This window comes from Sinorhizobium sp. CCBAU 05631, assembly GCF_002288505.1.
Classification (GTDB): domain Bacteria; phylum Pseudomonadota; class Alphaproteobacteria; order Rhizobiales; family Rhizobiaceae; genus Sinorhizobium; species Sinorhizobium fredii_C.
This window is the reverse complement of sequence record NZ_CP023064.1, coordinates 366,838-382,767: the sequence shown is the minus strand read 5'-3', so window position 1 is coordinate 382,767 and position 15,930 is coordinate 366,838. Positions and strand designations below refer to the sequence as shown.

Below are 15,930 nucleotides of genomic sequence, written 5' to 3'. Positions count from 1 at the left end.
TCAGCTCTCACTCAAACGATACGGCAGAGAGCCGCGCATGTCATGGTCAACGATCAACTTGCGCTTCAGCGGAGGGACGGCGCGGCTCGCGCATTTGGTGCGGTCGCAGATGCGGCAGGAGATGCCGATCGGATCGAAGGCGGCACGGTTGCCGAGATCGAGGTCGTCCGCATAGACGAAGGCGTCGGCATAGGAGATCTCGCAGCCGAGCGCCAGCGCATAGCGCGGATGGGCGGCGCGGTAGCCGCCGCCGCCCTTGGTGATCTGGGTGGCGAGACACAGGTAGCGCACGCCGTCGGGCGTCTCGGCGAGCTGGCGGATGATCCGGCCGGGCGCCTCGAAGGCCTGATGGACGTTCCAGAGCGGGCAGGCCGCACCGAAACGGGCGAATTGCAGCTTGGCGGCGCTGTGGCGCTTGGTGATGTTGCCGGCCCGGTCGATGCGGGCGAAGAAGATCGGAATGCCCTTCTGGCCCGGCCGCTGCAAGGTCGACAGCCGGTGGCAGACCTGTTCCAGCGAGGCGCCGAACCGGGCGGCGATGAGTTCGATATCATGGCGCAGCTCGCGCGCCGCCTTGAGGAATGTCTGGTAGGGCAGGATCAGCGCGCCTGCGAAATAATTATGCAGGCCGATGCGACAGATTTCATGGGCCTCCTCGGTGCGGAAGCCGGCGCTTCCCGCCACCCGATCGATCTCCTCGCGGGCGTGAAGCTGGGCGATCTGCAGCGCCAGCTGGAAGTCGCGCGTCGGCGGCGGGGCGTAGGGATTCAAGGTCAGAATACGGGCGCGCGGATCGAAGCGGCGGATCGCCTCGTCGCCGGCGGCGCCCCGCACGACGCGCACGCCGTGCCGCTGTTCGAGATAGCTTGTGAGCGCGGCGTGATTGTCGCCCTCTCCCAGGCGGAGTTCGCCCGCTAGGCGCTCGGCCAGAGTGTCGATCTCGTGGATGTAGTTGTCGACGAAATGGAAGAAGTCGCGCACTTCCTCGTAGGGGGTGGTCTCGACGAAGGAAGCGTTGCGGCCGATCGTGTCGTCGATGCTGGCGAGCTGTTCGCTGTTGCGGCGATAGGCCTGGTGGCACTTGATCAGCGCATGCGCTAGTCCCGGCGCGTTCTGGCTGATCAGCTTGAGTTCCTGGAGGCTCGGCGCATAGGTCTCGAACAGCGGGTCGCTGAGCGCTTCCGTAAGCGCCGATAGCAGCCGGTCACCCTCGCCGGTGGAGAGTTCGGCGATATCGATCTGGAATTTCTCCGCCAGCGCCAAGAGCACCGCCGCCGAGACCGGGCGCTGATTGTTCTCGATCTGGTTGAGGTAGCTCGTCGAGATGCCGATCCGCTCGGCGAACTGGCCCTGCGTGGTGCGGTTTGCTTCCCTGAGTTCCCTGACCTTGCGGCCGATAAAGAGCTTGCCGATCGCCATGTTCGCAACTTTGCAATTTGCATTTCACTATGTTCTATATTCCACCTTTGCACATCATCGACCGTGTTGCCATCCGACCTTCGGCGCTATTGCCATCCCTGCAGCGCCGCGCGTCCTATCAGACGCAAGGGTCGCCGTAGCACTTTTGAATTGCTGCATGTTTCTTTAAATCCGCTAGGATTTGAGTTGATATGCAGGAGCGAAGCCTCTGCACAATCAGCAAAAAACAGGAGGAGAGCGATGCGCGCCATACTTGAACAGGTCGAGGCCCGGCGGGCCGAGGCACGCGCCGGCGGCGGCGAGAAGCGCATTGCCGCTCAGCACGGCAAGGGCAAGCTGACGGCGCGCGAGCGCATCGACGTGCTGCTCGACGAAGACTCCTTCGAAGAATACGACATGTATGTGACGCATCGCTGCGTCGATTTCGGAATGGCCAACCAGAAGGTCGCCGGCGACGGCGTCGTCACCGGCTGGGGCACGATCAACGGTCGCCAGGTCTATGTGTTTTCTCAGGACTTCACCGTGCTCGGCGGCTCGCTCTCCGAGACGCATGCGCAGAAGATCTGCAAGATCATGGACATGGCAGCCCGCAACGGCGCCCCGGTGATCGGTCTCAACGACAGCGGCGGCGCCCGCATCCAGGAAGGCGTCTCCTCGCTCGCCGGCTATGCCGAGGTGTTCCGCCGAAATGCCGAGGTCTCCGGCGTCGTCCCGCAGATCTCGGTGATCATGGGGCCCTGCGCCGGCGGCGCCGTCTATTCGCCGGCGATGACCGACTTCATCTTCATGGTGCGCGACTCATCCTACATGTTCGTGACCGGGCCGGATGTGGTGAAGACGGTGACGAACGAGATCGTCACGGCGGAGGAACTCGGCGGTGCCCGTACCCACACGACCAAATCCTCGGTCGCCGACGGCGCCTATGAGAACGACATCGAGGCGCTCGAACAGGTACGGCTGCTGTTCGATTTCCTGCCATTGAACAACCGCGAGAAGCCGCCGGTGCGGCCCTTCCATGACGACCCTGCACGCCTCGAGATGCGGCTCGACAGCCTCATTCCGGAAAGCGCCGCCAAGCCCTACGACATGAAGGAGCTGATCCTCGCCGTTGCCGACGAGGGTGACTTCTTCGAGCTGCAGGCGGATTTCGCCCGCAACATCATCACCGGCTTCATCCGCCTGGAAGGCCAGACAGTCGGTGTCGTCGCCAACCAGCCGATGGTGCTCGCCGGCTGCCTCGACATCGATTCCTCGCGGAAAGCCGCGCGCTTCGTGCGCTTCTGCGACGCCTTCTCCATCCCGATCCTGACGCTCGTCGACGTGCCCGGCTTCCTGCCCGGCACCGCCCAGGAATATGGCGGCGTCATCAAGCACGGCGCCAAGCTCCTGTTCGCCTACAGCCAGGCGACGGTGCCGATGGTGACGCTGATCACTCGCAAGGCCTATGGCGGCGCCTATGACGTCATGGCCTCGAAGCATATCGGCGCCGACGTCAACTATGCCTGGCCGACGGCCGAGATCGCCGTGATGGGCGCCAAGGGCGCGACCGAGATCCTCTATCGCTCCGAACTCGGCGATTCGGAGAAGATCGCGGCGCGCACGAAGGAGTACGAGGAGCGCTTCGCCAATCCCTTTGTCGCCGCAGAGCGCGGCTTTATCGACGAGGTGATCATGCCGCACTCCTCGCGCCGCCGCATCGCCCGCGCCTTCGCCTCGCTTCGCAACAAGCAGGTGGAGACCCGCTGGCGCAAGCACGATACGATTCCGCTTTGATGGACACCATGGGGCAGAAACTGCAGGTTCGGATGACGCCCAACGCCGCCGGCCGCGGTCACCGCCGCTTGCTGCGGCATCTGGCGATGAGCACCCTCTCCGGGCTCGTCGCCGGGGCGGTCGCTGTCGGCACGCTGATGATGCTCGACATCGGCTCGATCGGCACGCTGGTGGCGCGCTCCACCGACCCGTTGCTTGCCGCAGCGACGGTGCTTGCGCCCTTCGCCCTTGTCGGCGCCGCCGCGGGTGCCGCGATCGGCTTGCTGCCCTATTTCAGAAAATTCAGGCGATGACGCGACCGAAAGAGTTCAAAGGGAAACGGATGTTCAAGAAAATCCTCATCGCCAATCGCGGCGAAATCGCCTGCCGCGTCATCAAGACCGCCAGGAAGCTCGGGATTGCGACCGTCGCCGTCTATTCCGACGCCGACCGCGACGCCATGCATGTGCGCCTGGCGGACGAGGCCGTCCATATCGGCCCGTCCCCGTCGAGCCAGTCCTACATCGTCATCGACAAGATCCTTGAGGCGATCCGCAAGACCGGTGCCGACGCCGTCCATCCAGGCTACGGCTTCCTGTCCGAAAACGCCGCCTTCGCCGAGGCGTTGGAAAAGGAGGGCGTCGCCTTCATCGGCCCGCCGGTCAAGGCGATCGAGGCGATGGGCGACAAGATCACCTCGAAGAAGATCGCGGCCAAGGCCGGCGTTTCCACCGTTCCCGGCCATATGGGCCTGATCGAGGACGCCGACGAGGCGGCGCGGATTGCTTCGTCGATCGGCTTTCCGGTGATGATCAAGGCCTCGGCCGGCGGCGGCGGCAAGGGGATGCGCATTGCCTGGAACGAGCGCGAGGCGCGCGAAGGCTTCCAGTCGTCGAAGAACGAGGCGAAAAGCTCGTTTGGCGACGACCGCATCTTCATCGAGAAATTCGTGACCGAACCGCGCCACATCGAGATCCAGGTGCTCGGCGACAAGCACGGCAACACGCTCTATCTCGGCGAGCGGGAATGCTCGATCCAGCGGCGGAACCAGAAGGTCATCGAGGAGGCCCCCTCGCCATTCCTTGACGAAACGACCCGCCGTGCCATGGGCGAGCAGGCGGTGGCGCTCGCCAGGGCCGTCGGCTATCACTCGGCCGGCACGGTCGAATTCATCGTCGACGGCGAGCGCAACTTCTATTTCCTCGAGATGAACACCCGCCTGCAGGTCGAGCATCCGGTGACGGAGCTCGTCACCGGCCTCGATCTCGTCGAGCAGATGATCCGCGTCGCCGCCGGCGAGAAGCTCGCCTTCGGCCAAGGCGACGTGAAGCTCGAAGGCTGGGCGATCGAGAGCCGGCTCTATGCCGAGGACCCCTATCGCAACTTCCTGCCCTCGATCGGCCGGCTGACGCGCTACCGGCCGCCGGCAGAGGGCCGGCAGGACGATGGCACGGTCATCCGCAACGACACCGGCGTCTTCGAGGGCGGCGAGATCTCGATGTACTACGACCCTATGATCGCCAAGCTCTGCACCTGGGGGCCGGATCGTGCAGCGTCAGTCGCGGCGATGGCGGAGGCGCTCGACGCCTTCGAGGTCGAAGGCATCGGCCACAACCTGCCGTTCCTTTCCGCCGTGATGCAGCAGGACCGCTTCCGCGAGGGACGGCTGACGACCGCCTATATCGCCGAGGAATTTGCCGATGGCTTCCACGGCGTCGTGCCGGACGAGGCATCGGCGATGAAACTCGCCGCCATCGCCGTCACCATCAATCAGGCGCTGCAGGAGCGCGCCAGCCGGGTTTCCGGGACGATCGGCAACCCCCGCCGGGTCGTCGGCCATGAGTGGATGGTGAACCTTGCCGAGCGCGAATTCCAGGCGACTGCGGATCTTTCGGCCGACGGCGGCTGCATCCGTTTCGCCGATGGACCGGCCATTTCGGTCGCCAGCGACTGGCTTCCCGGCCGCACGCTCGCCACCTTCGAGCTCGACAATCGGCCGATCAATGTGAAGGTCGACCTCGCCGGCACCGGCTTAAGACTGCGCTGGCGCGGCATCGATGTCGTCGCCCGGGTCAGAAGCCCGCGCGTCGCCGAACTCGCCCGGCTGATGCCGAAGAAGCCGCCGCCGGACACCTCGAAGATGCTGCTCTGCCCGATGCCCGGCGTCGTCACCTCGATTGCAGTGAAGGCCGGCGATGCGGTCGAGGCCGGCCAATCGCTCGCCGTCGTCGAGGCGATGAAGATGGAAAACATCCTGCGGGCCGAAAAGCGCGCGACGGTGAAGCGCGTTGCGATCGCCGCCGGCGCTAGCCTGGCGGTGGATGAGCTGATCATGGAGTTCGAGTGATGGGGATCGTCGCGACGTGGGTACAGGTACCCCCTCTGCCCTGCCGGGCATCTCCCCCTCAAGGGGGGGAGATCGGCAAGACGCGAGCTCGCCACTCACCTCTTCGATGGCCTTAACTGCGCATCACCAGTTGGAGTGGCGCGCAACGGTCCCTCCTCTATCTTCCCCCTTGAGGGGGAGATGCCCGGCAGGGCAGAGGGGGGTGTCCTCAAATGCGGCGAAATACGCATATGCACGGAGTGGCGTCGATGCCTGACAAAAACCTCAAAGACTGGGAAGCCCTCGCCGAGAAGGAGCTGAAGGCCTCCCCCGAAAGCCTCACTTGGCATACGCCGGAGGGCATCGAGGTCAAACCGCTCTACACGCGCGACGACCTCGCGGACATCGGCGTGCTCGACTCGCTCCCAGGCTTCGAGCCCTTCCTGCGCGGCCCGCGTGCCACCATGTATGCCGGCCGCCCCTGGACGATCCGGCAATATGCCGGCTTCTCCACGGCGGAAGCCTCGAACGCCTTCTATCGCAAGGCGCTTGCCGCCGGCCAGCAGGGCGTCTCGGTCGCCTTCGACCTCGCCACCCATCGTGGCTATGACAGCGACCACCCCCGCGTCGTCGGCGACGTCGGCAAGGCGGGGGTGGCAATCGACTCGGTCGAGGACATGAAGATCCTGTTCGACGGCATCCCGCTCGAGAAAATCTCAGTCTCGATGACCATGAACGGCGCGGTGATCCCGATCCTCGCCTCCTTCATCGTTGCCGGCGAGGAACAGGGCGTGTTGCGTGAGAACCTCTCCGGGACCATCCAGAACGACATTCTCAAGGAGTTCATGGTTCGCAACACTTACATCTACCCGCCGGAACCCTCGATGCGGATCGTCGCCGACATCATCGAATATACGGCGAAGGAGATGCCGAAATTCAACTCGATCTCGATCTCCGGCTATCATATGCAGGAGGCCGGCGCGACGCTGGTGCAGGAGCTTGCCTTCACGCTGGCCGACGGGCGCGAATATGTGCGCGCGGCTCTCGCGAAGGGGCTGAACGTCGACGACTTCGCCGGCCGGCTCTCCTTCTTCTTCGCGATCGGTATGAACTTCTTCATGGAGGCCGCGAAGCTGCGCGCCGCGCGCCTTCTCTGGACGCGGATCATGAAGGAGTTCGAGCCGACGAAGGCATCTTCGCTGATGCTCCGGACCCATTGCCAGACCTCCGGCGTCTCGCTCGCCGAGCAGGATCCCTATAACAACATCATCCGCACGGCCTTCGAGGCGATGTCGGCCGTGCTTGGCGGCACGCAGTCGCTGCATACCAATTCCTTCGACGAGGCGATTGCGCTGCCGACCGAGTTTTCCGCCCGTATCGCCCGCAACACGCAACTGATCCTGCAGCACGAGACGGGCGTGACGAAAGTCGTCGACCCGCTCGCCGGCTCCTACTACGTCGAGAGTCTCACGAACGAGCTTGCCGAAAAGGCCTGGGCGCTGATCGAGGAAGTGGAAGCGCTCGGCGGCATGACCAAGGCGGTCAATGCGGGCCTGCCGAAGCGGCTGATCGAAGAGGCGGCAACCCGCCGCCAGGCGGCGGTCGACCGGGGCGACGAGGTCATCGTCGGCGTCAACAAATATCGACTCGAGAACGAAGAACCGATCGACATTCTCCAGATCGACAACGCCGCCGTCCGGACGGCCCAGATCAAACGGATCGAGGAAACCAGGCGGCGCCGCGACTCGCAGAAGGTGAAGCAGATGCTGGAAACGCTGGCCGAAGTGGCAAGAAGCGGCAAGGGCAATCTGCTTGGCGCTGCGGTCGAGGCGGCACGGGCGCGCGCCACCGTCGGCGAAATCTCCGACGCGATGCGGCAGGCCTTCGGCGACCATGCAGCCATTCCCGAGGTCGTCACCGACATCTACGGCAAGGCCTATGAGGGCGACCCGGAGCTCGGCGTGCTGTCCGGACGGCTCGGGGAGGTCACAAAACGGCTTGGCCATAAGCCGAAGATCATGGTCGCCAAGCTCGGCCAGGACGGCCACGACCGCGGCGCCAAGGTGATCGCCTCGGCCTTCGGCGACATCGGCTTCGATGTCGTCGCCGGCCCCTTGTTCCAGACGCCGGACGAGGCGGCCGAACTGGCGCTTGCCGAGGAGGTCACCGTCGTCGGCGTTTCCTCGCTCGCCGCCGGCCACAGGACGCTGATGCCGCAACTCGCCGAAGCGCTGAAGAAGCGCGGCGGAAAGGACATCATCGTCGTCTGCGGCGGCGTCATCCCGCGACAGGACTATCAGTATCTGATTGAGAACGGCGTCTCCGCCGTCTTCGGGCCAGGCACGCATGTGCTCGATGCGGCGCGCGCGGTGCTCGACCTGATCGAAGGCAAGCGGCGCAACGTCTGAAGACCATCGGCAAGGATGCCATTCCGAGGATGGCTCGCGAGGCGAGCCGTCCTTTGCACGCGCCGAGCGCGCAACGTGCGCCGCTTTACCTCGGCTTTTTTTGAACTACTATCATCGCTGTAGCGCGCCCCGCGGACAACAGCGTCCGCAGACACCGCCAGAGGGAACCGCATGCAGATCGGCAAACCTCACGAGGCGATCACCCGCATTTGCCAGGCAAGTGCGGACAGCGTTGAGGTGCGCGGCCGCGATCTCTGCCGCGACCTCATGGGACGGCTGAGCTTTACCGAGTATTTCTACCTGCTGCTGACCGGGCGGGAGCCGACGGATAACCAGCGCTACTTTCTCGACCTGCTGCTCATTGGCATCGCCGAGCACGGCATGATGCCGACGGTACAGGCGGCGCGCATGACGCTCGCCGCCGACCCGGATTCCCTACAGGGCGCCTTGGCGGCGGGTCTTCTCGGCTGCGGCCCTGTGCTGGTCGGAACAGCGGAGCGATGCGGCAAGCTTCTGGCCGAGGCGCAGGCCCGCGTCGCAGCCGGCGAGGAGGCGAAGCTGGTCGCCGTCGCAATGCTGCAGGACGTCCGTAGGGCCGGCGGAAAGCTGCCGGGATTCGGCCACCCGGTGCATCGCCCGACCGATCCCCGCGCCGAACGGATCCTCGAACTCGCGGACGCGCGCGGCGTCAGCGGACCGCATGTCCGCATGGCGCGAAACTTCCGCGCCGCTGCGGCCGAGGCCTGGGGCAAGCCCCTGGTGATGAACGTTTCCATGCCGATCGCCGCCGTGCTTCTCGATCTCGATTTTCCGGTTGCGATGATCAAGGCGGTGCCGCTGCTGGCCCGCGCCGGCGGCCTGCTTGCCCATCTCGCCGAGGAGCAGCAACGCCCGATCGGTTTCACCTTAGCAGCGCATGCGGAAGCGGCTGTCACCTACCAGAACGACAAGGGCGACGGCTGATCATGTTCGAGCCCGATGTCGAGACGCTGCCCTGGCGCGACCAGATCCGGTTGGATGACGCGCTCTACCGAAAGCAGATCGCATACCTGCTGGCGCGTTCGCGTTTTTATCAGCGCAAGCTCGGCGAGGCGGGTTTCGACACAGCCGAAATGATCGGCGGGCTCGATGCGATCGCCGATCTGCCGCTGACCGAGAAGAGCGATATCCGGGCGAGTTGCAGTGATGCAGAGCCGATGGGTGCGCATGTCGCCGCACCTATGGACCAGATTGTCCGCATCTATTCCACCAGTGGGACGACCGGGACGCCGAGCTATATTCCGCTGACGGCGCAGGATCTTGACAATTGGGTGACGGCGTCGGCGCGCAGCTATTCCGCCTCGGGGATCAGGCAAGGCGAGGCGATCGTTTCGACCTACAACGCCGGACCCTTCGCTGCTGGCGCCGCACTCGGCGCCTTCGACCGGCTAGGCATGTGCCACATCCCGGTCGGCACCGGCAACACCGAACGCCTGATGGCCGCCATTCGCCTTTTAAGGCCCTCGGCGGCGGTGATGACGCCGTCCTACGCGGCCCACCTTAGCGAATGGGCCGCCGACCGCGGCTTCGATCTCAAAGGCTCCAGCGTCCGCCGGTTGCTCGTCGCCGGCGAACCGGGGGGCGGCGAACCTAAATTTAGGGCGCGCCTTGAGGAGGCCTGGGGCGCAAAGGTCACCGAGGCCATGGGCATCGGTGACATCGGCGTGTCGCTGTGGGGCGAATGCGAGGAACAATGCGGTATGCATCTCGGTGCCCGCGGCTTCGTCCACGCCGAGCTGATCGATCCCGATTCGGCAGCGCCGATAGCCCTTGCCGACGGCGCGAAAGGCGAGCTGGTGCTCACCCATCTTCGCCATCAGGCGGCACCGATGCTGAGGTTCCGCACGCGTGACCATGTGGAGATGTGGACGTCTCCCTGCCGCTGCGGACGGACGGCGCCGCGGCTGCGCTGCATCGGCCGGACAGACGACCTTTTGATCGTCCGCGGCGTCAACGTGTTTCCCTCGGCTATCCGCGACGTCGTGAACGAATTTGCCCCGGCCGTCAGCGGCGCCATCCTGATAACACCGGTGGCCGCGGGTGCCCGGCAGCAGCCGCCCTTGCCGGTTTCGGTGGAACTCGCCAGGGACAGCGAAGGCATCGCGAATCTGGCCGAGAGGATCCAGAAGCGTATTCGTGAGGTGCTCGTCGTTTCAACAAGAATAAAAATGGTGCCCTGGGGCACTCTCCAGCGCAGCGAATACAAGTCGAAACTGGTGCATCAAACGGCATGAGGAAAGCGGCTTTCCGCGCTCACCCGCGGAAGAAGATTAGGGAGGACGGCAATGCGGAAGCTTCAATCGCAGGGGGTCCATCACATAACGCTGGTCGGAGCCGACCGGCAGACGTCGATCGACTTCTGGGAGGGCATTCTCGGCATGCCCTTCATCTTCGAGCAGCCGAATCTCGACCGGGCCTCGGAAAGCCATCTCTATTTCGATCCCGGCGACGGGCGGCTGATCACCGTCTTCACCGACGAGACCCGCAAGCCCGATCCGAAACGGACGTCGACGGATATCGGCTGCGTGCATCACATCGCCTTCGCCGTCTCGCGGGCGACATTCCAGCAGGCGGTCGAGCGCCTCGATGAGCGCAACATCCGCCACAGCGGCGTCAAGGATCGCGGCTTCATGGACTCGATCTATTTCGAAGACCCGCTCGGCCTCCTGGTCGAGCTCGCCTCCTACCGCTTCGAGCCGCCGGCCGGCCACACCCATGCCGACGTGCTGATGGAGGCGCACAACATCCGGCTGGCGCGCGGCGACTACGCCATCGCCGAGGTGCATCTCGCCGATGCGATCGAGGCACTGATCGAAAGTGTACGGCCGACGCTCTCGGCTGACCGCGCGCCGAAGGACCCATATGGATCAATTTAGGGAAGCAGAGGGAGGAAGGCAGATGGCAACGATAAAGCTCAACGTGATCAAGCCCAGCGTCAACAACATGACGGTGCGCGTGTTTCTAAGGGCGGCAAATCTCGATTTTGCCGAGCATGACGTCTACGGACAAACCCGCTCCGCCGAATATCTGGCTCGCGCCCCGTCGCATCTGACGCCGATGATCGAAACGGCGGACCTGCCCAGGGGCGCGCTCTGGGAAAGCTGCGCGATCATGCAGTATCTCTGCAACAAGCATGGACTCGATCGGTTCTATCCGAAGGACCCGGAAGCGCGCGCAATGATCGATAGCGCCATGTTCTACCTGATCGGCACCTTCTATCCTTATCTGGCCCGCGCCACCTACCCGGCTCTCAATTTCCCGCAATATCCGGGCGAAGTCGGCTTCAGCGAGGCGGATGCGGAAACCAAGGAGCGGGCCCGCCAGGCCGCCGCTGAGGCGCTTGCCGAACCGCTCGAGGTCTTCCGCCTTTTCTACATAGGCGACAAGCCGTTCATCGGCGGCGACAGCCCGTCGATCGCGGATATCAGGCTTGCCGCGACACTCGAATTCCTAGCGGCGATCGACTATTCCCTGCCGGACTGGGCCAAGACCTATGTCGCGGCCATGGAGACGTCGCTTGGCGACGCCTATAACGAGCCGGCCGCCGATGTCCGCGGCTACATCGATTATGTGAAGTCGTTGTAGGCAGAATGCGCTTTACCAGACGAGGAGGATGATGCCGGTTGCGCCGAGTGCGGCGATCCAGAGCCGATCGAAATTGATCCATGCGGATCGCAATCCGGCAAGGCCAAGCCAGGTAAAGACCATCAGGGCAATCGCGGCGATCACCGCGAGCATCGCGCCGGTATGGACGGCAATTGCAGCAAGGGAAACCGAGAGCGAGTCGGTGGTGCCGGCCACCCCCGCCTGATCGGAAAGGCAGAGGCTAAGCACCGCGGGCACGAGCATCAGTCCGGCGCCATGGCTCGTGGCCATCAGGAAGGACCAGGCCGCAAGCCCCGCCATGCCGGCTTGCATGCCGACCCTGACGCGATGACGGTGTCCGTAGATGGCAAGATAGCCGGTAAAGCCCAGGATGAAGACGGCGGTAACGAGCTGCAGGCCGCGCAGGTCCATGACCGCCCCGAAGGCGACCATCGCGGCGAGCACGGTCCCAATGGAAACGGCATGCCCGAGGGCGATCGGGACAAGCGAGAGCCAGACGGTGCGGGCGCTTTGCCGATGCAGCCCGAGCGCCACGGCGAAAAGCCAGCCCATCGCCGGATTGGCGCCGTGAAAGGCGCCGAGACCGGCAAGCGAGAGCCAGGGCCAGAAATCCATTATCCGCTCCGGCGAGCATCGTTCTGCTCACTTCAAGAATAGCAATAGGAATCCGACGAACAGTCGCCACCCTCGAGCCGAACCTGATGCGGCCGGTGGCCCTTCGGCCAGTCGACGAAGAATTTTCCGTCGAAGGAAATCCCGCCATTGTCGCCGACATCGAGCTTCACCATCCAGCCGTCGAGACCCTCCGGATAGAGTTGCGGGTCGATGGCGCCATAAAGCGAATTGGTGAAGTAGACCCGCTTGCCGTCGCGGCTGATCTCCACCATCTGCGGCCCGCCGTTCAAGCGGCCATTCGATGCCTTCGGATGCGTCGCGCGCGCGACGATTCCGCCGATCCGCACCCGTCCGGCCTCCTTCGGCGCAAGCGGATCAGAAACGTCGTATTGGATCATGTCTCCGGTGCCCCAGCAGGAGACGTAGAGGAAGCGATCATCCATCGAGAGGTCGATATCGGTGACGAGCGGCGGCACGGCCTGGAAGCCCTTGAGCAAGGGCGGCAAGAGGTCCGGATCGGCCGGCTCTGCGGGTATCTCGATCACCTTCTTCACCGCCCACTGGTTGCCTTCGCGATACCAGGTCCAGATCGATGCGGAGAGGTCCTTAAGGCTGATGACGCAGCCGACGAAACCATGGGCCTTGGTCGGATCATGGGCCGGGCGCAATTCGAAGACGAGCTGATGTTCCTCGCCGAAGTCGATCTCCTGCAGGTGCTTGCGCGTATGCAGATCCCAGAAATGCAGCCGGCGGCCATACTGGGAGCCGAGCAGCACTTCCGGAACGAGGCCGTTTTCGAACGTATCGGGCGTTCCCCATTCGCTGGTGATCATCGTGTCGTGGCCGAGATGCCACCAGAAGTCATAGGCGAGCTTCTGCGGGCCGCGGTCCATTTCCCATTGGCCGAGCACGTCGAAACTGTCGTGGTCGAGCAGGAAGATGCCGCCTGGCGCCTTGCCGTCACGGTCGGCGAGCGCGTTGACGTAGATGCCCTCCGGTCCGCAATGGATCGTGTGCAGCCGCGAATAGTTGGCCCGTTCGGCGACTTCCTCGGGCTCGATGACGCGGACGATCTCAGGCTTGCGTAGATCGGGCTTCGTGTCGATGATATGCAGCCGCGATGATCTCAAGCCGGGCACGACGAGGTAGCGGCGCTCGACATGCGGATGCGGCGCATTGGGGCACAGGCAGGATGAGCAGGCGTTCCAGCCGAAATGGTGAAGCTCGTCGCCGACATTCGGCATGTCGACCTGCCCGACGATCTGAGAATAGCTTGCGGATGCCGGGTCGAGGTCGACGACGGCGATTGCGTCCGGCCGCTGCCGGTCCGGGTCGAAGGCCGCCACATAGGCAAGCGTCTCTTTCGGCGCCTTGGCGGCCATGCGTGGGGATGGATAGAAGGAAGGATCGGGTCGCCACGTCGCCATTTCGTTTCTCCCGCAGAGAAGACAATGCGTGGATCCTGATGCAAGCTTAGGTGATGCGGCAAAAACGCGTCGGAAATGCGGCGTTTTGGCCTTATTTAACGGAATGGCGGCAAGCGAGAGTAACTGAGACAGATGGGCGAATTCGAATTCGACGGCGAGCTCTGGCTCTATCCCGGCAAGGGCGGCTGGCACTTCGTCACCCTGCCAGCGGAGATTGCACGGCAGATCAAGTTCCTGGCCGAACCGGGAAAACGCGGCTGGGGTAGCGAGGCTGTGATCGCACGCACGGGCAAGACGGATTGGACCACGTCGATCTTCCCCGACAAGGCCTCGGGTTCGTTCCTGCTGCCGGTGAAGGCGGAGGTTCGGCAGCGAGAAAAACTGGCTGCCGGTCAAACGATGCGCATCAAGCTGTCGTTGGACGGCGCTAAGTCTCGACCCTGAGCTTCATCCGGTCGGCTGCAAAACGCGTCCGCGAGTATTCGACCGGCCGGCCTTCGAGGTCGGCATTGACCGATTGGGCCTCTAGCACGATCGCCCCGGGTGAAAGCTGGAGCAGCGTCAGCTCCTCCGCTTCCGCATGTCGCGCGACGATCTCGGTGGAAGCGCGGACATAATCGTAGACGCCCTGGGCGGCGAAGGCCTTGGTCACGGAGCCGAGACGGGCATATTCCTCCGCCATCCGCGGAAAGCGGTCGGCGGGAAAATAGCTGAGCGACGTGGAGAGCGGCCGGCCGTCGCCACTGCTGACGGTGTGGAGCTCGACGAGCAGCGCACTCGGAGCAAGACCTAGTGCCGTGGCAATCTCGCCGCTCGCCGGCACTTGGCCGTGCGCCAGCAGCCGGGTGCCGATTTCCCTCACCTGTCGGCCGAGCCCCTGCGAGAAGCGGGTACGCCGCGAGATCGGATAGGTGACCCGCTCCTTGCGCTCGATCAGCGTGCCGCGCCCCTGCACGGCGCGCACCAGTCCTTCGTCGGCAAGGGCCGCCAGCGCGCTGCGGACCGTATGGCGGTTGACGCCGAAGTCGTGCGCCAGCGCCGTCTCGGGCGGCACCATTCCGGTCGTGTCGTAGTCGCCATTGCTGATCGCCAGCCGTATGCGGTCGGCAATCTGCCGCCAGAGCGCCACACCGGTCTGCCGCTCGACCGTTTTTCTCACTGCCGTTTTTGCCACCGTCACAAGCCTGTCATTTCCGAACGTTAGAGAATGGTATAAGATGTATAGTTGTCTAGATCAATAGACATTTGGGATGAAGCAAATGGACGCGAAGCAGAGATTTGAAGCCCCAGAGGCGTGGGATCGCAAGGAAGGCATGCGGCTTCTGGCCCGCGCCACCCTTGCGGAACTGACGGCCGCCTGGGAAGCCATAGCCGACAAGCCGGACGTGGCGCCGGTCCGCGGTCCGGAGACCGGACTCGTCATGGTGCGCGGCCGCATCGGCGGCGGCGGCGATCCTTTCAACCTGGGCGAGGCGACAGTGTCACGTGCCACCGTCCGGCTCTCGACCGGCGAGGTCGGCCACGGGCAGATGCTCGGCACCGACAAGGAGCGCGCCCGCTACGCGGCGATCTTCGACGCCCTTACCCAGCACGATGCGCACCGTCCGGCGGTCGAAGCGCTGCACCGGCTGATCGCCGCCCGCCTCGATAGGCAAGACCAGCGGAAAGCCGAGGAGACGGCGGCGACCCGCGTCGATTTCTTCACCATGGTCCGGGGAGAGGATTGATGGGCACGCAGTCGCAGATCTATGCCGGCGCCTTCGCCGATCCCGTCTTCGCGGCGCAATCCGTGTTCCGCACCCTGATGGACAGTTTTGCCCGCCCGGGCACCATCGGCCGCCTCTCGGCTCAATCGTCACCACCCTCGCCTCTTGGTAACGCCAGCGGCGCCGTGGCACTGACGCTCTGCGATCACGACACCCCCGTCTGGCTCTCACCGGCGCTCGCCAAATCTTCGGTGCCGCAATGGATCGCCTTCCATACCGGCGCCGCCCTGACCGAAGCCAAGGACGAGGCGCGTTTCGCCTTCGTCGAGAAGGGGGCCGCGGTGCCGGGCTTCGATCAGTTCGCCCTCGGCACCCAGGAATATCCCGACCGCTCGACGACGCTGGTGGTCGAGATCGAGGCACTGACCGGCGGTGAGGCGCTCGTCGCTCGCGGGCCGGGCATCAAAACTGAGATCGGCGTCGCACCGAAGGGCCTGCCGGACGTCTTTCTCGACTTCTGGGCGGCCAACTGGGCGGTCTTCCCGCGCGGCATCGATCTGGTGCTGACGTCGGGCGACGCGGTGCTCTGCCTGCCGCGCACGACGAAGCTCTCGGCGAAGGAGTTCTGATCC

General features: G+C 64.5%; 15 protein-coding genes. 11 read left to right on the top strand and 4 right to left on the bottom strand.

The features are described 5' to 3' along the window. Positions 1-1,419 carry an XRE family transcriptional regulator gene (locus SS05631_RS21385; RefSeq protein WP_037418957.1) on the bottom strand — a complete coding sequence of 473 codons (1,419 nt, stop codon included), beginning with the start codon at positions 1,417-1,419 and terminating at the stop codon, positions 1-3. 240 nt (positions 1,420-1,659) lie between these two features. On the opposite strand from SS05631_RS21385, the gene SS05631_RS21380 reads away from it, so the two are divergent. The 8 genes from SS05631_RS21380 (at position 1,660) to SS05631_RS21340 (ending at position 11,529) form a co-directional block, all read left to right on the top strand. Further along, positions 1,660-3,192: an acyl-CoA carboxylase subunit beta gene (locus SS05631_RS21380; RefSeq protein WP_037418954.1), complete on the top strand. Its 1,533-nt coding sequence runs from the start codon at positions 1,660-1,662 to the stop codon at positions 3,190-3,192. Between the two features lie 8 nt (positions 3,193-3,200). Continuing rightward, the gene (locus tag SS05631_RS21375) at positions 3,201-3,485 is read left to right on the top strand and encodes a hypothetical protein (RefSeq protein WP_037418984.1); all 285 of its coding nucleotides are present in this window, start codon (positions 3,201-3,203) and stop codon (positions 3,483-3,485) included. A 29-nt stretch (positions 3,486-3,514) separates the two neighbouring features. Continuing rightward, entirely contained in the window at positions 3,515-5,518 is a 2,004-nt protein-coding gene (locus SS05631_RS21370; protein ID WP_037418951.1) for an acetyl/propionyl/methylcrotonyl-CoA carboxylase subunit alpha, read from the top strand. Positions 5,519-5,766: 248 nt separating this feature from the next. Continuing rightward, the gene (gene scpA / locus SS05631_RS21360) at positions 5,767-7,905 is read left to right on the top strand and encodes a methylmalonyl-CoA mutase (RefSeq protein WP_037418981.1); all 2,139 of its coding nucleotides are present in this window, start codon (positions 5,767-5,769) and stop codon (positions 7,903-7,905) included. Positions 7,906-8,076: 171 nt separating this feature from the next. Next, the gene (locus tag SS05631_RS21355; protein ID WP_037418949.1) at positions 8,077-8,868 is read left to right on the top strand and encodes a citryl-CoA lyase; all 792 of its coding nucleotides are present in this window, start codon (positions 8,077-8,079) and stop codon (positions 8,866-8,868) included. A gap of 2 nt (positions 8,869-8,870) precedes the next feature. Beyond that, positions 8,871-10,178: an AMP-binding protein gene (locus tag SS05631_RS21350; protein WP_037418946.1), complete on the top strand. Its 1,308-nt coding sequence runs from the start codon at positions 8,871-8,873 to the stop codon at positions 10,176-10,178. Positions 10,179-10,229: 51 nt separating this feature from the next. Beyond that, on the top strand, positions 10,230-10,820 hold the full coding sequence (locus SS05631_RS21345) for a VOC family protein (protein ID WP_037418943.1): 591 nt from the start codon (positions 10,230-10,232) through the stop codon (positions 10,818-10,820). 22 nt (positions 10,821-10,842) lie between these two features. Next, positions 10,843-11,529 (top strand): glutathione S-transferase family protein, encoded by a 687-nt coding sequence (locus SS05631_RS21340; RefSeq protein ID WP_037418940.1) that lies wholly within the window; start codon positions 10,843-10,845, stop codon positions 11,527-11,529. Positions 11,530-11,541: 12 nt separating this feature from the next. On the opposite strand, the gene SS05631_RS21335 is transcribed toward SS05631_RS21340, so the two are convergent. After that, positions 11,542-12,168, bottom strand: coding sequence for a hypothetical protein (locus SS05631_RS21335; RefSeq protein ID WP_083854019.1), 627 nt, complete (start codon positions 12,166-12,168; stop codon positions 11,542-11,544). Between the two features lie 29 nt (positions 12,169-12,197). Further along, entirely contained in the window at positions 12,198-13,592 is a 1,395-nt protein-coding gene (locus SS05631_RS21330; RefSeq protein ID WP_037418934.1) for a selenium-binding family protein, read from the bottom strand. Between the two features lie 132 nt (positions 13,593-13,724). On the opposite strand from SS05631_RS21330, the gene SS05631_RS21325 reads away from it, so the two are divergent. Further along, positions 13,725-14,036 (top strand): DUF1905 domain-containing protein, encoded by a 312-nt coding sequence (locus SS05631_RS21325; protein ID WP_037418931.1) that lies wholly within the window; start codon positions 13,725-13,727, stop codon positions 14,034-14,036. Here SS05631_RS21325 and phnF read toward each other — a convergent pair. Further along, complete coding sequence (gene phnF, locus SS05631_RS21320) at positions 14,020-14,766, bottom strand: phosphonate metabolism transcriptional regulator PhnF (protein WP_083854026.1); 747 nt, start codon at positions 14,764-14,766, stop codon at positions 14,020-14,022. The two genes, SS05631_RS21325 and phnF, sit on opposite strands and share 17 nt — an antisense overlap. A gap of 85 nt (positions 14,767-14,851) precedes the next feature. On the opposite strand from phnF, the gene phnG reads away from it, so the two are divergent. Continuing rightward, complete coding sequence (gene phnG / locus SS05631_RS21315) at positions 14,852-15,319, top strand: phosphonate C-P lyase system protein PhnG (protein WP_037418928.1); 468 nt, start codon at positions 14,852-14,854, stop codon at positions 15,317-15,319. Then, positions 15,319-15,927, top strand: coding sequence for a phosphonate C-P lyase system protein PhnH (gene phnH / locus SS05631_RS21310; RefSeq protein ID WP_037418925.1), 609 nt, complete (start codon positions 15,319-15,321; stop codon positions 15,925-15,927). The genes phnG and phnH overlap by 1 nt, the downstream gene beginning before the upstream one ends. Positions 15,928-15,930 lie beyond the last annotated feature (3 nt).